This window comes from Lentzea pudingi (genome assembly GCF_014646255.1).
Taxonomy (GTDB): domain Bacteria; phylum Actinomycetota; class Actinomycetes; order Mycobacteriales; family Pseudonocardiaceae; genus Lentzea; species Lentzea pudingi.
On sequence record NZ_BMNC01000012.1, the window covers coordinates 23846 to 44624 of the forward strand.

Sequence of the window (20779 nt, forward strand, 5' to 3'; positions counted from 1 at the left end):
ACTGGTGATGCGTCGCGTCCGGCTTGGTGCGGTCGACCAGCAGACCTCTGTCATGGCTGGCTGATGTAGCCACCCGCGGTGTTCTGGCAGGCTTCTCGCAGCGCGCTCACCGCGTCGCGCAGCAACGGGTTGGTGTTCGCCGTGCGGTGGACCACGTGCACGTGTCTGCGCAATGGCTTGTGGCGCAACAGCATCGCGTGCATGCCGTCCATCTCCTTATACCCGAGCGCGGGCACCAGAGCGACGCCGACGCCGGCCGCCACCAACGACTGCACGACCTCGTAGTCGTTGCTGCGAAAGGCGATTTTGGGCGCGAAGCCCGCCGCCGCGCACAGCCGCGTGAGACACGTCGCGCCGGAAGTCCCGTCGCGAGAGGCGATCCAGCGTTCGTCTCTGAGGTCTTCGAGTTTGACGTTGTTCTTCGCTGCCGAGTGCTCGCTCGGCACCATCACCAGGAGTGCCTCGTCCAGCAACGGCAGCACGGTCAGCTCTTCCGGCCACGTGCGCGGGACGAGGTCGTACGCGTAGACCAGCGCCAGGTCGAGCTCGCCGGTCAGCACCAGTGGCAGCACGGCGTCCGGCTCCGCCTCGTCGAGACGGATCTCGGCGCCCGGCAGCTCCGCCTGCAGCCTCGCCAGTGCCTTCGGCACCACCCGCGAGCTCGCCGTGGGGAACGTGCCGATTCGCAGGCGCCCGCGCAGGCCCTGGACCATCGCCTTCACCTCGTGCTCGAACCCGTCGAACGCGGCGAGCAGCTCGCCGCCGCGGTCGGCGATGAGCAGAGCAGCGCTGGCCGGCCTGATCGAGTGCGCCTCGCGTTCGAAGAGCGTCACGCCGACCGCCCGCTCGAACGCCGAGATCTGCTGCGACACGGCCGACGACGTGTAGCCGAGACGGCGGGCGGCCTCGGCGAAGGAACCCGTCTTCACGACCTCGACGAGCGTGCGGAGATGAACCGGGTTGAGCACCAGGCCAGCTTATGCTCGACGTCGCGAGGTTTCGTTCTGCGACCTCTGGCGCACGCCCCCCGCAGCCACCAGGGTGGAGGCATGCCCTACATCTCCACGAACCCGTCGAACACCTCCGACGTGGTCGCCGAGATCGAGCTCGGGACCAGCAGCGCCTTCGTCGACGCCGCCCAGCGGGCCAAGGCAGCCCAACGCGCGTGGGCACGCGTGCCCGCACCCGTGCGAGGCCAGGTCATCGGCAACATCGGCCGCCTGGTCGAGGCGAACTTCGAACCCCTCTCCCAGCTCGTGACCCGCGAGATCGGCAAGCCGATCGCGGAGGCCCGCGGCGAGGTCCAGGAGATCGTCGACACCGCGAACTTCTTCGTCGGCGAGGGCAGGCGCCTCTACGGGCAGACGGTCCCCTCGGAGATGGCGGACAAGCAGCTCTTCACGTTCCGCAACCCCGTCGGCGTCGCGGCGATCATCACCGCCGGCAACTTTCCCGTCGCCGTGCCCTCCTGGTACATCATCCCCGCGCTGCTGTGCGGCAACTCGGTCGTCTGGAAGCCCGCCGAGTACTCCGCCGCGTCAGCCCGGGCCTTCTACGACGTGTTCCAGGCCGCCGGCATCCCCGCCGGGGCGTTCGAGATCGTCTTCGCCGACGGCTCGGAGACATTCGCCGGACTGAAGCGGTCGTTGCAGCAGGGCCTCGTCGACAAAGTCGGCTTCACCGGCTCCACCGAGGTCGGTGTGCGCATCGGCGAACTGTGCGGACGCCACCTCCAGACACCGTGCCTGGAACTGGGCGGCAAGAACCCGATGATCGTCACCGAGGACGCGGACCTCGACCTGGCCGTGCAGGGCGCGTTGTTCGCCGGCTTCGGCTCCGCGGGCCAGCGCTGCACCTCGCTCGGCACGGCGATCGTGCACGAGTCGGTGTACGACGAGTTCCTGACCCGGTTCGTCGAGGCCGTCGGCGGCGCCACCGTGGGCGACCCGACCGGCTATGTCCTCTATGGACCGTTGCTGGACGAGAAGTTCGCGCTGGCGTACGAGAAGTACCTCGGCTGGATCGGCGAGCACCACACGGTGCACGGCCCGACCGGCCGCATCTCGGCCACCAGTCCCCGCAACGGCTTCACTGGTGAGAACGGCTTCTTCTACCACCCCGCAATCGTTTCCGGTGTGCGTGAGGACGACGAACTGTTCCTGCAGGAGACGTTCGGCCCGATCGTCGGCGTCATGAGGTACTCGGACCTCGACGAGGCGATCGAGCTCGGCAACAAGCCGGGCTACGGCCTCTCCTGCTCGATCTACACCACGGACCCGAACAAGGCCTTCCGGTTCCGCGCCGGCATTTCCGCCGGGATGGTCAGCGTCAACAACTCGACGTCCGGGGCCGAGGCGCACCTGCCGTTCGGCGGCAACGGCAAGAGCGGCAACGGCTCCCGGCAGTCGGGCGTGTGGGTGCTCGACCAGTTCACCCGCTGGCAGTCCATGAACTGGGACTACTCCGGGAAGCTGCAGAAAGCGCAGATGGACACTCTCGCGATCGAGGCGAACCTTGACTACCGCCTCGCCTGAGCTGCCCGCTCGAGCAGAGGTCGTCGTCATCGGCGGCGGGGTGATGGGCACATCCATCGCCTTCCACCTCGCCGAGGCAGGAGTCCGGGACGTCGTGGTCGTGGAGAGGGATGACCTGGGGTCCGGCTCCACCTGCAAGGCAGCGGGTGGAGTGCGCGCCCAGTTCTCCGACGAACTGAACATCAGGCTCGGAGCTCGATCCATCGAACTGTTCCAGCGCTTTCAGCAGCGCCCCGGGCAGGAGATCGATCTGCACCAGGTCGGCTACCTGTTCCTCCTTTCTTCTCGGGAACACGTCACGGCGTTCGAGCGCAACGTCGATCTCCAGAACTCCCTCGGCGTGCGCAGTCGCATGCTGACTGCCGAGGAGGCCCGGCGGATCTCGCCGCTGATCGAAACGGACGGTCTGCTCGCGGCGACCTACTCGCCCGACGACGGACACTGCACGCCCGAGTCCGTCGTGCTGGGCTATGCCACCGCGGCCCGCCGGTTCGGGGTCCGCTTCCACACCAGAACAACCGTGAGATCGATCGTAGGGACGGGGTCCGACACTTTTCGCGTCGAAACCGACCGCGGCGCGGTTTCGGCGGGGACTCTGGTCTGCGCGGCGGGTGCCTGGTCGCGGGAGATCGGCGCGATGGTGGGCGTTGACCTGCCGGTTTCCCCTCTGCGACGCCAGATCATGTTCACCGAACCCATGCCGGAGCTACACGATCGGGTGACTCCCTTCACGATCGACTTCGGCAGCACCTTCTACTTCCACCGCGAAGGCCGGGGACTGCTGTTCGGCATGTCCGATCCCGACGAGACACCGGGCTTCAAGCTGGACATGTCCGACGCGTGGCTGCCCCGGCTCACCGAGGCGATCGGCAGGCGGGCGCCGAGGCTGCTGGACGTGGGCGTGCGCGACGGGTGGGCCGGGCTGTACGAGGTGACGCCGGACCACAACGCGCTGATCGGCTCGGCCGGAAGGTTCTTCTACGCCACGGGCTTCTCCGGGCACGGCTTCCTGCAGGGCCCCGCGGTCGGCGAGGTCGTGCGCGACCTCGTGCTGGACCGCGAGCCCTTCGTCGACGTGTCCACTCTGGACGCCTCCAGGTTCGCCGCCGACCGGGCCCGGCCGGAACTCAACTGCGTGTGAGGAATGTGATGGACGTTCTCGAGCTCATGGACGAGTGGGGGCCGGAGAAGGTCGTCTGCGTGTCCGATCGGCGCACCGGCATGAAAGGTGTGCTCGTCATCGACAACACCGCGCGCGGCATGGGCAAGGGCGGCACGCGGATGAGCCCGCAAGTGACGGTCGCGGAGATCGCCCGTCTCGCGCGCGTGATGACGTGGAAGTGGGCCGGCGTCGACCTGTTCTTCGGCGGCGCGAAGGCGGGGATCGTGTTCGATCCTTCCTCTCCCGACAAGGAAGCGGCGCTGCGGGCGTTCGCGCGCAAGCTCTCCAACGAGGTGCCGCGCGAGTACGTGCTCGGGCTCGACATGGGCCTCACCGAACGGGACGCCGCGATCGTCCAGGACGAACTGTCGGACCGCGGCGCTATGATGGGCGCACCGGCTCAACTCGGCGGTCTTCCGTACGACGAGCTGGGCGTCACCGGGTACGGCGTGGCCGAGGTGGCGGACGAGTTGGTGGAGCTGCGCGGCAAACGCGTGGCGGTACAAGGGTTCGGCGCGGTCGGTGCCGCGGCGGCGAAGCGGTTCGCCGAACTGGGCGCTGTCGTCGTCGCCGTGTCGTCGGTGCACGGGGCGCTGGTGGATGCCGGCGGCCTGGACGTGGCACGGCTGCTGAAGCTGCGAGCCGAGTTCGGTGATCTCGCGGTGCGGCAGTACGGCGAGGTCCGCGCGCTCGGTGCCGAACTACGGGTGCCGTGCGACGTGCTGGTGCCGGCCGCCCTGCAGGACGTGATCGACGCGGAACTCGCGGGCGAGCTCGACACCACCTTGGTGGTCGAGGGCGCGAACCTGCCGACTTCCGTCGCGGCACAGGAGATCCTCGCACAGCGCGGGATCACGGTCGTGCCGGACTTCATCGCGAACGCCGGCGGCGTGGTCGCGGCGGCGTTCGGGATGGACGCGCGGTACTCACCGTTCCCGGTGAACCCCGCGACGGTGCTGGAGGCCGTGTCCGCGAAGCTGAGAGCGAACGCGGTGAACATCATCGCCGAGGCCCGAAGCCGTGGCACCACAACACATGTGGCGGCGCGCGAGCTGTCGCAAGAACGCGTGCTGGCCGCGATGAAGCTGCGGGGGCGGGTCGCATGAGCCCGCTCGCAGGTGCGGCGGTCGCGCCGCGTGCAACGGCGGAAGCGCGTCCACAACCGGAGGCGCGCGCAAAGGCAGTGGCGTGCAAGACAGCGCGCGCAACAGCGAAGGCTCACACGGCAGCCGTGCGCACATCGCCACAGCGAGACCAGATGCACGAGGCGCGCGGCAACGCGGTCATCGCGGACCTCGGCCTCAAGCCGGCGGTGTGCACATCGCCACAGCGAGACCAGATGCACGAGGCGCGCGGCAACGCGGTCATCGCGGACCTCGGCCTCAAGCCGGCGGTGGCGCACGCAACGACGGCGGTGTGCACATCGCCACGGCGGGACTTGGTGCACGAGCTGCGTGACAGCGCGGTCATCGCGAACCTCGGCCCCAAGTCGGCAATGACGCATGCAACGACGACGCCGCGTGCAACGACGGAAGCGCGTCCACAACCAAAGACGCGCGCAAAGGCAGTGGCGTGCAAGACAGCGCGCGCAACAGCGGTGCCGCATCCAGCGGTGACGTCGCACGCAACGACACAGCGGAGGCACGGCGTATGAGCTCCCTCGAAGGCGTGGTGATCGCGGACTTCAGCAGGGTGCTCGCGGCGCCGTACGCGACGATGATGCTGGGCGACCTCGGTGCCGAGGTGGTCAAGGTCGAGCAGCCCGGCAGGGGCGACGAGACCCGTACTTGGGGTCCGCCGCACTACGAGGACGAGGCGACGTACTTCCTGTCCGTCAACAGGAACAAGACGTCCGTGCAGATCGACCTGTCCTCCGAGGCGGGCCGGCAAGAGGCGCGCGAACTGATCGCGCGGGCGGACGTCGTGGTCGAGAACTTCAAGCCAGGCACGATGAAGAAGTTCGGGCTGGACTACGAGTCGCTGGGGCGTGACGACCTCGTCTACTGCTCCATCTCGGGGTTCGGTTCGGGCAAGGGTGCGGATCTGCCCGGCTACGACCTGCTCGTGCAGGCCGTGGGTGGGTTGATGAGCGTGACCGGGCCAGGTCCGTACGAGCCGGTGAAGACCGGGGTGGCGCTGGTCGACGTGCTGACCGGGTTGCACGCGTGCGTCGGCATCCTGGCGGCGTTGCGGCATCGGGAGGCTACCGGGCTGGGGCAGCTCGTCGAGCTGGACCTGCTGACGGTGTTGTTGTCGAGCATGGTGAACCAGAGCGCCGGGTTCACGCTGGCCGGTTCGGTGCCGAAGCCGATGGGCAACCGGCATCCGTCGATCGCGCCGTACGAGGTGTTCCCGACGGACGACCAGCCGATCGTGCTCGCGGTGGGCAACGACCGGCAGTTCCGCCGGTTGTGCTCGGTGCTGGACGTGCCGGAGCTGGCCACGGACTCGCGGTTCGTCACGAACTCCGATCGCGTGGAGAACGTGGACGAGCTGTTCGAGCTGCTCTCGGTGAGGTTGCGGGCGCGGCCCGCGCAGCACTGGTTCGAGACGCTGACGCCGCTGGGCGTGCCGTGTGGTCCTGTCAACGATGTCGCGCACGCGTTCGCGCTGGCCGAGTCGCTGGACCTCGATCCCACCGCGACGATCGGCGACATGACGCTCGTCGCGAACCCCATCCGCCTGTCGCGCACGCCGGTGACGTACCGGCTGCGCCCGCCGAAGCTGGAGCAGTGACGTGCAGGACCCGTTGGAGTTGCTGGACATCCCGTCGTTGCTGAGCGACGAGGAGCGAGACATCCAGGCCACGGTCGCGGCCTACCTGAGCGGCCACGTCCGGCCGCACGTCGCCTCGTGGTTCGAGGCGGGCGTCCTGCCGCGCGAACTGGCGCAGGAGCTCGGCAAGCTCGGCGTGCTGGGCATGCACCTGCAGGGGTACGGGTGTGCCGGCACGTCGGCGCTCGCGTACGGGCTCGCGTGCCTGGAGCTGGAGGCCGTCGACAGCGGTATCCGCAGCTTCGTGTCCGTGCAGGGCTCGCTGTCGATGTACTCGATCTGGAAGTACGGCTCGGAGGAGCAGAAGCAGGAGTGGCTGCCGCGCCTGGCCGCCGGTGAGGCGATCGGGTGTTTCGGGCTGACCGAGCCGGACTTCGGCTCGAACCCGTCCGGCATGCGCACGCGGGCGGTGCGCGACGGAGCGGACTGGGTGCTGAACGGCACCAAGACGTGGATCACGAACGGCGGCCTCGCGGACGTGGCGACGGTGTGGGCGCGGACCGAGGAGGGAATTCGAGGATTCCTCGTTCCTCGGGGCACACCGGGATTCTCCACACAGGACATCAAGCAGAAGCTGTCGATGCGAGCATCCGTCACCTCCGAGTTGGTCCTGGAGGACGTGCGGCTGCCGGAAAGCGCGCGGTTGCCGCTCGCGACTTCCTTGCGCGCCCCGCTCACATGTCTGAACGAGGCCCGGTTCGGGATCGTGTTCGGTGCTGTCGGTGCCGCGCGGGATTCGTTGCAGGCTGCGCTCGACTACTCCGGTACGCGCATCCAGTTCGACCAGCCGATCGCCTCGTTCCAGCTCACCCAGCGCAAGCTCGCGAGCATGACGGTGCAGGTCAGCAATGCGATGCTGCTCGCTTTGCACCTCGCGAGGCTGAAGGAGGCCGGCACGCTGAAGCCCGAGCAGATCAGCGTCGGCAAGTACAACAACGTCGAGTCGGCCATCGCGATCGCCCGGGAAAGCCGGACCGTCCTCGGCGCGAACGGCATCTCGCTCGAGTACTCGCCCTTGCGTCACGCCAACAACCTGGAATCCGTACTTACTTATGAGGGCACTTCCGACATCCACCTGCTATCCATCGGCCACGCGTTGACCGGAATCGCAGCTTTTCGTTGATCGTTCGCCCTATCCTGCACTCCGCAACGGGGTTCGCGGGTGGGAGGACGTTCTGCCGGAGGAGACAAACAGCCGCAGTGACGCGCGTCGCAACCGCAGGCGATTGCTGGATGCCGCGACGCACGTTCTGCGGGCTGAACCAGCAACGGCGACGATGCAGTCGATCGCGCGCAAGGCAGCGCTTTCCCAAGCGACGGCGTATCGGCACTTTCCGTCCGTGGAGGCGCTTGTGGCGGCCTATCACGAAGACGTCATCACGTCGTTGGTCGAACACGGCGAACGGTCTCGCAAGACCGGCAAAGAACTGTTCGAGCACCAGGCCGCGCGCTGGGTGAAGCTGCAGAACGTGCACGGCCCAGTGATAGTGCGGTTCTCGTCGCAGCGCGGGATCCTGGCACGACTGCAGAACGCCGAGGAGATGGCGGCGCTGACGTGCGGCGCGTGGGACCAGGCGTTGCGCGGTGTGCTGATCGACTTGGCGCTGCCCGACGCTTTGCTGAACGTGGCACGGTTTCTGCACAACGCGTTGTTCGACCCGCGGGAGATCCTCGACCTGACGAAAACCGCCGGACTACCTGACGAGCAGGTGGTCCGGCGGCTCTCGGACGCGTTCTACGGCGCGTTGAAGGGCTGGGCCTCCGACTAGATCCCGAGCGGGAGCACCCACTTCAGCTCGGACTTGACGTTCGGGCGGCCGTCGAGCGGGTTCTCCCCCGCGATCCCACCGGCCGCGATCTTGTCCAGGGTCTTGAGGCCCTCGGGCAGGATCTGGCCGAACACGGAGTAGTTCGGGCGCAGGATCGAGTCCGACTGCACGAGGAAGAACTGCGAGCCGTTCGTGTCGGGGCCGGCGTTGGCCATGGCGAGCGTGCCGCGCGGGTAGATGCGGCGCTGGCCGGTCGGGTCGTTCGGCGCGGGCTGCAGGTCGGTCGGAAGTTCGTCCTTGTACTTGTAACCGGGGCCGCCCTCACCCGTGTTGGACGGGTCGCCGCACTGCAGCACCTGAAGCGTCGGGTACGCGGTGAGCCGGTGGCACTCGGTCTGGTTGTAGAAACCGCGGTGCGCCAGATGGATGAAGCTGTGCGCGGTGCACGCGGCCTTGGCGCGGTCGAGCACCAGCGGGATGTCACCCTGGTTGGTCTTCACCTTGACCAGGACCTTGCCCTTGGTGAACCACGGGTCGCGCGGGATGGACACCGGACGAGCGGCGGGCTCCTCGGGGGTCGCGGTGTAGCCGCAGTCGGGCCGGGCCGTTCCGGTGTCGGCGGACGCGGTGCCCGTCGTGGTGAAACCGACGACCAGTGCCGCCACTGCCAGTCCAGCTGCGATTCGCCTCATGCGCGTTTCCTAGTGGAGCCCGGGGCGGGCGGCAAGTCTTAACGGATCACACGGGTCGCTCAGTTGTCCGTGGACTCGGTGATCTCGTACTCGCACTTCGCCTCCGCGCCGGAGCCCGTGATCTCCTTCTCCTTCTCCACGCGGAGCTTGCACGTCGCCTGGCCGGTCTGCGGCTTCACCGTGAGCGTGATCCTGCCGAGTGCGTTGGCGAGCAGGGCGCGGTCTTTCACCGGCAGGTCCACGGTCTCGGTCCCGGACGCGCCGCCGGGAACGCTGAGCGTCATCTCGGCCTTGCCGGTGCCCTCGATGTCGTAGAACGCCTCGTAGGTGTAGCTCTTCTGACCGCACGCGGTGAGCGCCAGGACGGGAATCAGCAGGAGAAGTTTCTTCATGACTCGAATTCTGGTGATGTGCGCGGGACGGGACTTCTGCCGCAAGACCGGTTGCGGGTCCTACTTTTGGCCGACCAGCCGGGTTTCCCACGCCCAGGCGGCGATCTCGACGCGGTTGCGGGCGTCCAGTTTGGTCTGGACGCTCGCCAGGTGCGTCTTCACCGTGCCTATGGAGATGAACAGCTCTTGTGCGATCTCGGCGTTCGTCTTGCCCACGGCGGCGAGCTTCACGACGTCGAGCTCGCGCGAGGAGAGCTTGTGCGGTTGTTGCGACGCAGGCGTGTTCATGTGCTGCAACAGTCTGACGGTGATCGACGGGCTGATGAGCGCATCGCCCGTGACGGCCGCACGGACCGCTTCGACGAGCAGGTTCGGACCGGCGTCCTTCAGCAAGAACCCGCACGCGCCGTTCTTCAACGCCGTGTGCACGTACTCGTCGTGGTCGAACGTCGTGCACACCACCACGTTGACGTCGTTCGCAATCTGTCTGAGCGCTTCGAGTCCGTCCATGCGCGGCATGCGGATGTCCATCAACGCGACGTCCGGCTTGGTGCGGCGTGCTTCGGCGACGGCCTCGACGCCGTCCTGCGCTTCCGCCACGACCTCGATGTCGGACTCGGCCCCTAGAATCATGCCGAACCCCGTGCGCACCATCGCCTGGTCGTCCGCGACGAGAACCCTGATCACGCGGTCGCCCTTCCTGTCGGGAGCGCGGCGTCGACGACCCAGCCGCCGTCGATGCCAGGCCCCGCCTTGATCCTGCCACCGAGCGCCTGCACGCGTTCGGTGAGTCCGACGAGCCCGAAACCGTTGCCCTGTCTCGCGGGCTTGCCGTCGTTGGAGATCTTGACCGTCACCCAGTCCGGTGTGCTCTGGATCTGGACGTCCACCGTGGTCGCTTCCTGGGCGTGCTTCCTGATGTTGGTCAACGACTCCATGACGACGCGGTGGACCGAGCTGGCCACCTCGAGCGGCAGCGTCCCGGTGTCGCCGTGGATCTCGAGGGTGGCCCGCGGTTCGGCGGCGACCAACGGCTCGATGTCGACGATGCCCGCGACCGGCGCCACCGGGGCGTCGTCGCGGAGCATGCCGATCATGCGGCGCATCGCGGCCATGGCCTCGCCGCCGGCCTCCTCGATGCGGTCCAGGGCCTGTTTGGCCTGCGCGGGGTCGCGTTCGACGATCCGGCCGGCGCCCTGGGCGAGCACGACCATGCCGGTGATGTGGTGGCCGACGAAGTCGTGCAGGTCGCGGGCGAACTCGGCCTTCTGCCCGGCCTTGACGGCCGCGACCTGCTTCTCCCTCGCGTTGCCCAGCAGGCGCAGGTAGCCGGCGCCCGCGACCACGCCCGTGGCGACGACCAGCAGTGCCATCGCCATGGCCAGTTCGGAACTGCGCACCGGGTACCGCAGGGGCTGGGTGACCAGCGCGAGGGCGACCCAGCCGAGCAACGGCGCGTCCCGCCACGACCGTGCCCGGCCGGCCGTGACCGCCAGCACGCCGGTCAGCGCCAGGCTCTCGGCCAGGCCGAACTCCTTGTCGAGAGGGTTGACCAGCGTGAACGTGAGGCACGCGGTGGCGGCGAGGGCGGCCAGGCCCCGGTGGGGACGCAGCCAGGCGACCGCGGGCAGCACGATGCAGCCGAACGCGGCCCAGCCGGTCCACGGGTAGAGGCCCGGGGACCTGAACAGGCCGTAGTAGAAGTCCACGGACGCCGCGGCGAGCAGAGCGGCGAGCGCGCCGAGCCTCCAGAGCATGGCCATGACCCTATGCACTCGGACGCGGTCCGCAGATCGGCCGAAAGACAGAGGCGGACCGTGCTCGGGACCGAGGTCCTCGCCTCCGCTCCGGACTTTGCTGACCATGTGAACAACTTCGCTTCCGCCGCCGTCGACCTCGTGAAGGTGTACGGCTCCGGCGACACCGCGGTTCGAGCACTCGACGGGGTGACGGCCGGGTTCCGGCCGGCCGCCTTCAGCGCGATCATGGGGCCGTCCGGTTCCGGCAAGTCGACGCTCATGCACTGCCTGGCGGGCCTCGACACGGCCACGTCCGGCGCGGCGCTGCTCGGCGGGAAGGACCTGACCAGGCTGTCGGACACCACGCTGACGAAGGTGCGCAGGGACCGCGTCGGGTTCGTGTTCCAGGCGTTCAACCTGCTGCCGACGCTGACGGCCGAGCAGAATGTCCTGCTGCCGTTGACCCTGGCAGGCCGGCGGGTGGACAAGGTCTGGTTCTCGCAGCTCGTGGAAGAGCTTGGGCTGTCGTCACGGCTATCGCACCGGCCCTCGGAAATGTCCGGCGGGCAGCAGCAGCGCGTGGCATTGGCTCGTGCGCTGGTCACGCGCCCCGAAGTGGTTTTCGCTGATGAGCCGACCGGGAACCTGGACTCGCGGTCGTCGTCTGACGTGCTCGGCCTGCTACGGCGAGCTGTGCGCGAGTACGGCCAGACCATCGTGATGGTCACGCACGACGACAGGGCCGCCTCTTATGCCGATGCCGTGGTGCACATGGCCGACGGCCGGGTCGTGCAGGCGGTCGCGGCATGAGGAGGTTCCTGCCTGTCCTGTCGATCACGATCGCGGCGTTCTTCGCCTACTCGACGGTGCTCGCCAAGGACGTCACCGAGCGCACCCTGGCGGCGGGGGCGGCCCGTCTGGTCGAAGTGTTCGCGCTGCTCGGAGCGTTCGTCACGGTCGCGATGATCGTGGCGGCGCTGGTCTCCACCTCGACGTTCCGGATCGTGTTCGCACAACGCATGCGGGAGCTCGCGTTGCTGCGGGCCGTGGGCGCCTCACGAGGACGGCTGGCGCGGGGGCTGATCATCGAGGGAGCGCTGACCGGGTTGCTGGCCTCGGTCGCCGGGGTCGCGCTGGCTGCGGGCGCCGGACAGCTCGTGCCGCTGGCGGGCCTGGCGGCGCCGGGGTTCCCGTTCACTCCCGCGCTGGTCGTGGTGCTCGGATCGTTCGTGCTGACGACGCTCGCCGTGCTGGCACCCGCCTGGTCCGCGGCCAAAGTCTCGCCGCTGGAGGCGCTGCGCACCTCGGCCGTGCAGGACGCCCAGAGCCGGATCGGCCGGCCGCGCTGGGTGCTGGGGCTCCTGATGGCCACGGGTGCGGGTGCGTTGGTGGTCTTCGTCGTGATCGACGGCCTTGCGACCACACAACGGCCGACCGGGATGACCGAAGACCTGCTGCTGCGCACGACCATCAGCGGTGCATTGGCGTTCGGCGCCTTGATCACACTCGGGCCCGCGCTCATCGCACCCGTGCTGCGGTTGATCGGACTTCCTTTGCAGCGCAACACCATCGCGACGCTGGCAGTGAGCGGTGTCGGCGGCGCACCTCGCCGGGCCGCCTCGGTCACCGCGGTGGTCGCGCTGGGCGTCAGCCTCGTCATCGCGACGCTGACCGGCGCGAACACCCTGCAAGGGCTCGGAAAAGCCGAGATGGCGAGCGCCTACCCGGCCGATCTGGAGATCACCGGACCGGTCGACGCCGAGGCGTTGACCGGCGCCGGGCTCACGGACGTGCTTCCCTACCGCCGCACCGAGATCACCATCAACGGCACGCTCACCATGCGCGCCACCGACCTCGACATGACCAAGCTCCGCGACCTCACGGACTTCCAGGTCGACGCCGGGGCGCTCGGGGACATGGGGCCACGCGGGATCATCCTGTCGACCGCCACCGCGAGCAGGCTCGGCCTGACCGCCGGATCCCGGGCGGACGTGAACGGCGTGCCGATGACCGTGGCGGCGACGTTGTTCGGCGGGGTGCCGCTCGGCAGCGCGTTGCTGCACCCGTCCGATGTGGAGGGTGAGCCGGCCGGTGTGCTCGCCAACGGTGCCGAGGAACGCGTACCGGCGGGGCTCGAGGTCGAGTCGCTCACGGACCACCGCCGGGCGCAGGAGAACTGGTTCACCTCATTGGTCGTAGTCGCGGTAGGACTGCTGTTCCTCACGGTTCTGATCGCCGTCGTGGGAGTAGGTTCGACCACGGCGTTGTCGGTGCTCGAACGGACTCGTGAGTCCGGTCTGCTGCGTGCGATCGGCCTGACCCGAGGGGAACTCAGTCGCCTGGTCACGGTCGAAGCCGCCCTGTACGGGATCGTCGGCGCGGTGATCGGGCTCGCCATCGGCATTCCCTACGCGTGGCTCGCGATCATCTCGCTCGGCGTCGAGTGGCCTCTGCAGGTGCCCCTCGGACCGGTCGGCGTGGTCGTGCTCGTCCTGGCCGCACTCACCGCGGGTGCGGGGCTGCTGCCTGCCCGCCGCGCGGCCCAGGTGAGTCCGGTGTCGGCACTTCACTCGATCCAGTGAGGTGTGCCGGATCCGGGGCGGGGTACCCGGACTGCATAGGGAGGTAATGCAGCTATGGGATTCGACGAGTTGAAGAACAAGGCCAAGGACCTGGTCGGCCAGCACGGTGACAAGGTCGACGACGGTGTGGAGCGCGCGGGTCAGTTCGCCGACGACAAGACCGGCGGCAAGCACAGCGAGCACATCGACCAGGGCGAGGACAAGCTCAAGGAAGGCCTTCGCAACTTCGGCGGTCAGCAACAGCAGTAGCGGGACCCACTCACAGTGGGTTCCTGAGGCGGCACAGGCGGCTGGTTCGCGTGTGGGTTACGCCTGTTCGGATTCACTTCCGCGATCCCGGCGACACGGTTACCGTCGTTCGCCGGGATCGCGGAGGTGAAGGTGGATCCGAGCGGGGTGACGAGGGCGGCAAGGTTGACCGCGTTGGCCGCGTTGTGCCTGGTCACCGTCGTTTTATTACTACCTGCGGCCATCAGCGTCAGCACCGGCGGGACCGTGCCGGGGTTCATCGGCGAGTTCGGCCGGTGGTTGTGGCCCGCGGTCGGCGTCATGGTGCTCGTCGCGGTCGGTCTCGCGCTCTGGGAACGCGTCCGGGGCCACGAGACCAGCAACCGCGCCGCCGCCCTCGCACGGGTCGAGTCGCGGGTGAAAGACCTGCTCGCCGCCTCACTGGCGGCCCAGACGCAGATCAAACTCGGCGTCCTGAAGCAGCCCCGGCTGTCCGTGCGGGTCGAGGGCGAAGAGGTCTCCTCGGCAGACGTGGAGGCCGTCTACGACCGCCTCGGCCAGACCATGGTCCTGATCGGGCCGGTCGGCAGCGGCCGGTCTACCTTGCTGCGTGAACTGTGCCTGGTGCTGGTCGAGAGGGCGCGCAACAACCCGGACGCGCCGATCCCGGTCGTCGTGGACTTGTCGACGTGGCGCGCGTACGGCGCCCGCAAGCCGACTGAGTTCACCGCCTGGTTGCTGCGCGAGATGAACCGCTGCTACGGCATCAGCCGCTCGGCCGGCACGATCTGGCTGCGCCGCGAGCGGGTGGCCGTGCTCATCGACGGCCTGGACGAGGTGCCGCGCGTCGACCGCGCGCACTGCGAGGCCGAACTCGCGCCGTTCGCCTCCGTGGTGAGCTCGACGGGCCCGATCGAGAACCTGCCGTCGGTGGTGGTCGAGCCGTTGTCACGCGGTCAGGTGCTCGAGTACATCGCGTCGGTCAGCCCTCGCCTCGACAGCCTGGAATCAGCCCTGACCCCGGAGATCTGGGAGCGGCTGGACTCCCCTCTGGCGTTGAACCTCCTAGCGCTGACGCATCTCGACAAGCAGGTCGACACGATCGGCACCGACTTCGTGGGCTCCTTCGTCGTAGAAAGGCTTTCCGGCCAACGCGGCGCAGGGCCCACCATTCGCGCGTTGAAGTTCCTCGCACGGTTGGGGCGGCCAGACCTCGGCGCGCCCGTGCACATGCCTCACCGCCGTGCGTGGCTTCCACTGCTGCCGACGCGTCCGCTGTGGTTGCTGTTCGTGCGCGCGGTGCCTGCGGCGTATGCCGGTGGTGTGTGTGCCGTGGCGTTCATGACAGGACTGCGCCTCGGTTTGTGGCCCGCTGTGGTGTTCGTGGTCGCCGCTTCTTCTTTGCTCGTGCTCGTGAACAAACTGCCGCACGTCTTCCACCCTCCTGGGCGCGCGCACGGCATTGTGACTGCCGCGCTGGGATTCCTGGCCGGTGTGTTCGCGGGATTGCTGGTCGGGCTCGCGGGTTTGTGGCTGGGCGATATCGGCACGCCGTGGCCGTACGCCGTCGCGTACGTGTTCGTGGTGGTGGCGTCGTTCTTCTTGGCGTTGGGTTTCATACCGGGTGACGCACCCGTGCCTTGGGCGTTGCTGATCGCCGCCGCCCCCGGCGTCTCGATGATCTGGACCGGTCCCTACGCGGTACTGACGGGCATGGGGATCGGCTTCTCGGCGGGTGTGGCAGGCGGAATTTTCGCCGCCGCTGTGGGACGTGTGTGGCGCACGGTGCGTCCGGTGCAACAGCAACGCATGCGACAAGGACGCCCGTGGTGGGTGCAGCCGGCGGTCCCGGTCCTCGGCACGGTCGGTCTGCTGGGCGGGATCGGCGCGCTCGGCTCCTGGGGCACGGCGCTCGGAGTGGCACTGGGTCTGCTGGTGACCCCGACCGCCGCCCGCGACTACGTGTGGCCGTTCGACGCGCTCGCCGAAGTCGCCGCCGAGGCGGTGACGCGCCCCTTGTCGCTGGGCGAGTTGTCGTTCCGCCGCAAGGCTTTGCTCCACCTCGCGCAGGACCGGCTGCTGCTCACCCGCGTCGACGGCGAGTACCGCTTCGCGCACGTCGCCCTGCGCGATCACCTCGCGTCGTGCGACCCGACGGCGCTGGTCCGGGCCACGCGCCGTTGAACCTTCCCGTTCTGCGGGCCGTAGGCCTGACAGAAAGGTCGGGTGTTGTGCATGCGTTGGTCGAAGGGCTGGATCGCGGCCGCCGGGGTCTTCTCGGTCGTCGCGGCCATCGGGGGCACGGCCTTCGCACTCGCGGGATCCGGTGCCTCCTCGTCGCAGCCGGGGGTGGCGGGCAAAGAGGTGTGCGGTGGGCAGCAGGTGAGGACGACTAACGCCAAGGGGCCGGCGACCGTGCTGTCGGACAAGTTCCCGGTGGGCACGCTGTTGCGCGTCACCAATCCCGGGAACGGGCGCGTGATCACCGTGACCGTGACCGGCAAGTCGACCGCTTGCGCGGTGCTGAACACCGCGGCGCTTGATTCCCTGTGGTCCGCGGAAACAGAGGAAGGCGCAGTGGACAGCGTTCTCAAGCGCATCCGGGTGGAGATCGTGGGGAACGCGCCGGCGCCGACACCCACCACGCGCACGTCCACCCCGCGGGTGCGGGCTTCCGGAACGGTCGGGCAGGTCGTCTGCGACGGTGCGACCGTCGGGTTGTCGGCCGTCGGCGGGGCGCCAGGGGCGTTCTCGGCGCAGCTTCCGATCGGGACCTCGGTGCGGGTGACCAACCTGGACAACGGCAAGCAGATGACCGTCCCGATCGTCGGTGTCGGGTCGGCCTGCGTCGTGCTGAACAGCGCTGCCTTCGAGCTCCTCGGGGAGTCCGGCAAGAACCTGATCAAGCGCGCCCAGATCGAGATGGTGACCTGACCGAGCCGGTCAGATCACCAGTCCGCGGACTCGTCCGGCTCCTCCGGCTCCGGCCACTCGTCGGCCTCCGCGCCCGAACCCCAGGCCGCTCCACCTGTGGTCGTCGTCCTGGACTTCGGCTTGGGTGCCTCCGCGGGTGCCGCCGGCGATGCGGGACCGCCGACCGCCACCACCTCCAGGATCTGCTCGCCGTACTTCGTGAGCTTGGCCTGGCCGACACCGCTGACCGCGCCCAGGGCGGCGAGCGAGCCGGGGCGTGACGCCGCGATGGACTTCAGCGTGGCGTCGTGGAAGATCACGTAGGCGGGCATGCCCTGCTCGCGGGCCTGGGCGGCACGCCACTCGCGCAACGCCTCGTAGAGCGGGCCCGCGTCGGCCGGGAGGTCGACCTTCACCTTGGCCGCGCCGGACGAGGACGACGCCGTGCGCGTGGTCGAGCGGACGGGCGCCGGGTCCTTGCGCATCTTCACTTCGCGCTTGCGGCCGAGGACCTCGGCGCTCGCCTCGGTCAGCACCAGCGTCGAGTACTCGCCCTCGACGGCCAGCAGACCCTGCGCGAGGAGCTGGCGGACCACGCCGCGCCACTCGCCCTCGGTCAGGTCCTCGCCGATGCCGAACGTGCTGAGCTGGTCGTGGTCGAACTGGATGACCTTGGCCGTCTTGCGGCCCAGCAGGATGTCGATGGCCTGCCCGGCGCCGAACTTCTGGTTCCGCTCCTTGCGCAGGCGGTAGACCGTGGAGAGGACCTTCTGCGCGGCCACCGTGCCGTCCCACGACTCGGGCGGGCTCAGGCAGGTGTCGCAGTTGCCGCACGGGACGCCGGACTCGTTGAAGTACTCCAGCAGCCGGGTGCGGCGGCACGAGACCGTCTCGCAGAGGGCGAGCATCGCGTCGAGGTGCGCCTGCGAACGGCGGCGGAACGCCAGGTCACCTTCCGACGACTCGATCATCTTGCGCTGCTGCACCACGTCCTGCAGGCCGTAGGCGAGCCACGCGGTGGACGGGAGGCCGTCGCGGCCCGCGCGCCCCGTCTCCTGGTAGTAGCCCTCGACCGACTTCGGCAGGTCGAGGTGGGCGACGAAGCGGACGTCCGGCTTGTCGATGCCCATGCCGAACGCGATGGTGGCGACCATGACCAGGCCGTCCTCCCGCAGGAACCGGGCCTGGTTGCGCTGGCGGACCGACCCGTCGAGACCCGCGTGGTACGGCAGCGCGGGGATCCCGTTCGCCACCAGGAACTCCGCCGTCTTCTCCACCGACGCGCGGGACAGGCAGTAGACGATGCCCGCGTCGCCGGGGTGCTCGCCGCGCAGCAGGTCCAGCAGCTGCTTCTTCGGCTCCTTCTTGCCGACGATGCGGTACTGGATGTTCGGCCGGTCGAAGCTGGAGACGAACTGACGCCCCTCGCCGAGCTCCAGGCGCGTGAGGATCTCCTTGCGGGTCGCCTCCGTGGCCGTGGCGGTGAGCGCGATGCGCGGCACCTTCGGCCAGCGCTCGTGCAGGTGCGTGAGCGAGAGGTAGTCGGGCCGGAAGTCGTGGCCCCACTGGGAGACGCAGTGCGCCTCGTCGATCGCGAACAACGCGATCTCGCCCTGCTCCAGCAGCCGCAGCGTGGCCTCCGACGTCAGCCGCTCCGGCGCCAGGTAGAGCAGGTCGAGCTCGCCGTTGACGAACTCGGCCTCGACCATCCGCCGTTCGTCCCACGACAGCGACGAGTTCAGGAAGCCCGCGCGCACGCCGAGGGCACGCAGCGCGTCCACCTGGTCCTGCATCAGCGCGATGAGCGGGGAGATCACCACGCCCGTGCCGGGCCGCACCAGGGCGGGCACCTGATAGCACAGGGACTTGCCGCCGCCGGTCGGCATGAGCACGAGCGCGTCGCCACCCGCGATCACGTGCTCGACGATGGCGGCCTGGTCGCCGCGGAACTCGGGGTACCCGAAGACGCGCTGCAGAACCTGCAGCGCGTCCCCGTGCTCGGTTGAACCCATGCCGCCGATGCTAGCGAGCAGCACCGACAGTCCGGATCGCTAGCCCAGCTCGCTCTTCGTACCAGCGGAAACGCTGCCGGCGACCAGCGGAGCGGACGACGCGGCCGGCACCGAGCCCTTCAGCGGGATCCGCACCGACGTGTCCGCCAGGTCGACGGTCAGCCTCGGCAGCTGGCCCGGCCGCACGATCGCGGTCGAGTCGGTGCCCCCGATCACCAGGCCGAGCCGGTGCCCCGCCTTGAGGAGATGGTCCGTTGTGGACAGTCGGAACGTCATCCGGTACTTGGTTCCCGGCGTGATCGTGCGCGGCGTCGAGAGAGACTGGTAGTTCGCGAGATCCGCCCAGCCACGCGCGATGATCTGCGCGTCGACGTTGCCCGTCGTCGCCTCCGTGTTGCGGTAACAGGCGTCATCGCCCGTGCGGCTCTCGCCCCAGCACGACTCCGTGGTCAGCGTCCGGATGCCCTCGCCGGTCCGCACCGTCGCCGGTCCGTAGTCGACCAGGTACGCCGTGAGGTGCGCGGTCGGCGTCGACGACGACACCCCCACCGTGATCGAGGACGTGCCCGCAACGCGCAGGTCCGAGGTCAGCGGCGCCGTCGAGTAGATCGCCCTGCCCGTGTTCGAGCCGGAGAGCCAGTTCGCCGGCGTGCCGCTGCCGTTGTCGGTGAACGCCGACGTGCCGGTGCCCGGCGCCGTGCCGAGTCCCGAAGAAGAAGGACGCAGCACGGTGCTGACGGTCCCTGCCGGCGGCCACGTCTGGTCGTCCGCCCACTGGTTCGGCGCGCGTTCGGCCGACACCTGCGCCTCGTTCTCGATGCCGTTCTGGACGTTGAGCAGCCAGCGGTCGAACCACCGGTGCAGGGTCGGCACCCACTCGCTGCGCCGGAAGTCGAACGGGTCGACGTGCGCGGTCTGCGAGAACCACAGCTTCTTCGGGACCGTCGAGGGCACCGCGTCCCAGAACTGCCCGTACTGCAGCGTCTTCACGTTGAGGTCGTTCAGGCCGTGGATCGCGAAGATCGACGCCTTCACCTTCGACGCGTTGCGCACGAAGTCCCGTGTCTGCCACATCGGCGTGTAGTCGCCGTTGGCGGGAGAGCCGTTCGTCATCTGCGAGCGCACGGCACCGCACCGCGAGCGCGCGTTGGAGTTCTCGAACTGCGACCCGAGCCCGGTCGGCGAGCTGTAGCCGGGGTACGCGACGCCGTCCGAGCGGAACCAGTCGTACCAGGAGCTGATGGCCGCGATCGGCACGATGGTCTTCAGCCCGTCGATGCCGGTCGACGCGACGCCGTTCGCGATCGAGCCGTCCCACGACTTGCCGATCATGCCGACGGCACCGGTCGACCAGGACGCGGACTTCGTGGCGGAGCCGGTCAGGGTCGAGTAGCCGGTGCGCCGGCCGTTCAGCCAGTCGATGACGGCGGTGCCGGAGGCGATCTCCGACTGGCCGCCGACGTCGACGCAGCCGCGCGACCGGTTCGTGCCGAGGAAGTCGACCAGCACGACGGCGTAGCCGCGCGGGACGAAGTAGTTGTCGTAGAAGAGCGGGAACTTGACCGGCACCCCGGCGGAGTCGTAGGTCTTGACCTCGCTCTCGTTGCCGCGCCCGGCGCTCTGGTAGTAGGGACTGGCGTCCATGATCACGGGCACGCGCCCGGTCGTGGACGGCCTGATGACATCGGCCGCCACCCGGTCTCGGGTGCCGTCGCCGTCGAGGTCGAGCCCGGAGTCGACGTACACCGTCTCGCGGACCGCGTCGGCCATCGAGTGGATCGGCGCGGTCACACCGCCGGACAGGCTGAACGCTGGTGTCGCCGCTGTGGCAGGGAGTGGCGCCAGGGTCAGGGCCCCTGCGAGCGCCACTACAACACGAACACGCTTCATGAAGATTCACGCTAAGGAGTGACGAAGTCGCCCCGTCAGAGCCGAAAGGCTTGACCCTCTGCTGTTGCGCCGCGCAGTTCCCTCACGAATA

General features: G+C 68.8%; 19 protein-coding genes. 12 read left to right on the forward strand and 7 right to left on the reverse strand.

The features are described 5' to 3' along the window. Positions 1-50 precede the first annotated feature (50 nt). Positions 51-968: a LysR family transcriptional regulator gene (locus IEY88_RS31600; RefSeq protein ID WP_189158558.1), complete on the reverse strand. Its 918-nt coding sequence runs from the start codon at positions 966-968 to the stop codon at positions 51-53. A gap of 81 nt (positions 969-1049) precedes the next feature. On the opposite strand from IEY88_RS31600, the gene IEY88_RS31605 reads away from it, so the two are divergent. From IEY88_RS31605 to IEY88_RS31635, 7 genes are all read left to right on the forward strand, one after another. Beyond that, positions 1050-2534, forward strand: coding sequence for an aldehyde dehydrogenase family protein (locus tag IEY88_RS31605; protein WP_189158559.1), 1485 nt, complete (start codon positions 1050-1052; stop codon positions 2532-2534). Positions 2535-2577: 43 nt separating this feature from the next. Continuing rightward, on the forward strand, positions 2578-3675 hold the full coding sequence (locus IEY88_RS31610; RefSeq protein WP_229693977.1) for an NAD(P)/FAD-dependent oxidoreductase: 1098 nt from the start codon (positions 2578-2580) through the stop codon (positions 3673-3675). Positions 3676-3683: 8 nt separating this feature from the next. Beyond that, positions 3684-4802, forward strand: a complete 1119-nt coding sequence (locus IEY88_RS31615; protein WP_229693961.1) for a Glu/Leu/Phe/Val family dehydrogenase — start codon at positions 3684-3686, stop codon at positions 4800-4802. 152 nt (positions 4803-4954) lie between these two features. Further along, positions 4955-5350: a hypothetical protein gene (locus IEY88_RS31620; RefSeq protein ID WP_189158561.1), complete on the forward strand. Its 396-nt coding sequence runs from the start codon at positions 4955-4957 to the stop codon at positions 5348-5350. Continuing rightward, positions 5347-6432 (forward strand): CaiB/BaiF CoA transferase family protein, encoded by a 1086-nt coding sequence (locus tag IEY88_RS31625; RefSeq protein WP_189158562.1) that lies wholly within the window; start codon positions 5347-5349, stop codon positions 6430-6432. Before IEY88_RS31620 ends, IEY88_RS31625 begins: the two co-directional genes overlap by 4 nt. Position 6433: 1 nt before the next feature. Further along, entirely contained in the window at positions 6434-7594 is a 1161-nt protein-coding gene (locus tag IEY88_RS31630) for an acyl-CoA dehydrogenase family protein (protein WP_189158563.1), read from the forward strand. Positions 7595-7697: 103 nt separating this feature from the next. Beyond that, entirely contained in the window at positions 7698-8240 is a 543-nt protein-coding gene (locus tag IEY88_RS31635) for a TetR/AcrR family transcriptional regulator (protein WP_189158564.1), read from the forward strand. Here the strand turns inward: IEY88_RS31635 and IEY88_RS31640 are convergent. Genes IEY88_RS31640 through IEY88_RS31655 form a run of 4 tightly spaced genes read right to left on the reverse strand, consistent with a single transcriptional unit; the run spans position 8237 to position 11081 of the window. Next, a complete protein-coding gene (locus tag IEY88_RS31640) occupies positions 8237-8932 on the reverse strand; it encodes a peptidylprolyl isomerase (protein WP_189158565.1) in 696 nt (231 codons plus the stop codon). The two genes, IEY88_RS31635 and IEY88_RS31640, sit on opposite strands and share 4 nt — an antisense overlap. 59 nt (positions 8933-8991) lie before the next feature. Continuing rightward, entirely contained in the window at positions 8992-9324 is a 333-nt protein-coding gene (locus tag IEY88_RS31645) for a hypothetical protein (RefSeq protein ID WP_189158566.1), read from the reverse strand. 60 nt (positions 9325-9384) lie between these two features. Further along, entirely contained in the window at positions 9385-10011 is a 627-nt protein-coding gene (locus IEY88_RS31650) for a response regulator (RefSeq protein WP_189158567.1), read from the reverse strand. Continuing rightward, positions 10008-11081, reverse strand: a complete 1074-nt coding sequence (locus IEY88_RS31655) for a sensor histidine kinase (RefSeq protein WP_189158568.1) — start codon at positions 11079-11081, stop codon at positions 10008-10010. Before IEY88_RS31655 ends, IEY88_RS31650 begins: the two co-directional genes overlap by 4 nt. Before the next feature lie 108 nt (positions 11082-11189). Between IEY88_RS31655 and IEY88_RS31660 the strand changes: the two genes are divergently transcribed. The 5 genes from IEY88_RS31660 (at position 11190) to IEY88_RS31680 (ending at position 16807) form a co-directional block, all read left to right on the forward strand. Continuing rightward, a complete protein-coding gene (locus IEY88_RS31660; protein WP_229693963.1) occupies positions 11190-11873 on the forward strand; it encodes an ABC transporter ATP-binding protein in 684 nt (227 codons plus the stop codon). Then, positions 11870-13645: an FtsX-like permease family protein gene (locus IEY88_RS31665; RefSeq protein ID WP_189158570.1), complete on the forward strand. Its 1776-nt coding sequence runs from the start codon at positions 11870-11872 to the stop codon at positions 13643-13645. Before IEY88_RS31660 ends, IEY88_RS31665 begins: the two co-directional genes overlap by 4 nt. A gap of 54 nt (positions 13646-13699) precedes the next feature. Beyond that, the gene (locus IEY88_RS31670) at positions 13700-13894 is read left to right on the forward strand and encodes an antitoxin (protein WP_189158571.1); all 195 of its coding nucleotides are present in this window, start codon (positions 13700-13702) and stop codon (positions 13892-13894) included. 147 nt (positions 13895-14041) lie between these two features. Next, complete coding sequence (locus IEY88_RS31675; RefSeq protein ID WP_189158572.1) at positions 14042-16057, forward strand: NACHT domain-containing protein; 2016 nt, start codon at positions 14042-14044, stop codon at positions 16055-16057. A 51-nt stretch (positions 16058-16108) separates the two neighbouring features. Then, complete coding sequence (locus tag IEY88_RS31680) at positions 16109-16807, forward strand: RlpA-like double-psi beta-barrel domain-containing protein (protein ID WP_189158573.1); 699 nt, start codon at positions 16109-16111, stop codon at positions 16805-16807. Between the two features lie 14 nt (positions 16808-16821). Here the strand turns inward: IEY88_RS31680 and recQ are convergent, their stop codons facing one another. Both recQ and IEY88_RS31690 read right to left on the reverse strand, forming a co-directional pair. After that, positions 16822-18798, reverse strand: coding sequence for a DNA helicase RecQ (gene recQ, locus IEY88_RS31685; protein WP_189158574.1), 1977 nt, complete (start codon positions 18796-18798; stop codon positions 16822-16824). Between the two features lie 39 nt (positions 18799-18837). Then, positions 18838-20688: a Xaa-Pro dipeptidyl-peptidase gene (locus tag IEY88_RS31690; protein WP_229693964.1), complete on the reverse strand. Its 1851-nt coding sequence runs from the start codon at positions 20686-20688 to the stop codon at positions 18838-18840. Positions 20689-20779: the final 91 nt, after the last annotated feature.

What these genes read in the sequence shown, in the direction of transcription:
- IEY88_RS31690 (WP_229693964.1), bottom strand. Translation starts at nt 20,688, where the DNA reads ATGAAGCGTGTTCGTGTTGTAGTGGCGCTCGCAGGGGCCCTGACCCTG.
- IEY88_RS31645 (WP_189158566.1), bottom strand. Translation starts at nt 9,324, where the DNA reads ATGAAGAAACTTCTCCTGCTGATTCCCGTCCTGGCGCTCACCGCGTGC.
- IEY88_RS31655 (WP_189158568.1), bottom strand. Translation starts at nt 11,081, where the DNA reads ATGCTCTGGAGGCTCGGCGCGCTCGCCGCTCTGCTCGCCGCGGCGTCC.
- IEY88_RS31625 (WP_189158562.1), top strand. Translation starts at nt 5,347, where the DNA reads ATGAGCTCCCTCGAAGGCGTGGTGATCGCGGACTTCAGCAGGGTGCTC.
- IEY88_RS31670 (WP_189158571.1), top strand. Translation starts at nt 13,700, where the DNA reads ATGGGATTCGACGAGTTGAAGAACAAGGCCAAGGACCTGGTCGGCCAG.
- recQ (WP_189158574.1), bottom strand. Translation starts at nt 18,798, where the DNA reads ATGGGTTCAACCGAGCACGGGGACGCGCTGCAGGTTCTGCAGCGCGTC.
- IEY88_RS31620 (WP_189158561.1), top strand. Translation starts at nt 4,955, where the DNA reads ATGCACGAGGCGCGCGGCAACGCGGTCATCGCGGACCTCGGCCTCAAG.
- IEY88_RS31665 (WP_189158570.1), top strand. Translation starts at nt 11,870, where the DNA reads ATGAGGAGGTTCCTGCCTGTCCTGTCGATCACGATCGCGGCGTTCTTC.
- IEY88_RS31615 (WP_229693961.1), top strand. Translation starts at nt 3,684, where the DNA reads ATGGACGTTCTCGAGCTCATGGACGAGTGGGGGCCGGAGAAGGTCGTC.
- IEY88_RS31605 (WP_189158559.1), top strand. Translation starts at nt 1,050, where the DNA reads ATGCCCTACATCTCCACGAACCCGTCGAACACCTCCGACGTGGTCGCC.
- IEY88_RS31610 (WP_229693977.1), top strand. Translation starts at nt 2,578, where the DNA reads ATGGGCACATCCATCGCCTTCCACCTCGCCGAGGCAGGAGTCCGGGAC.
- IEY88_RS31680 (WP_189158573.1), top strand. Translation starts at nt 16,109, where the DNA reads ATGCGTTGGTCGAAGGGCTGGATCGCGGCCGCCGGGGTCTTCTCGGTC.
- IEY88_RS31640 (WP_189158565.1), bottom strand. Translation starts at nt 8,932, where the DNA reads ATGAGGCGAATCGCAGCTGGACTGGCAGTGGCGGCACTGGTCGTCGGT.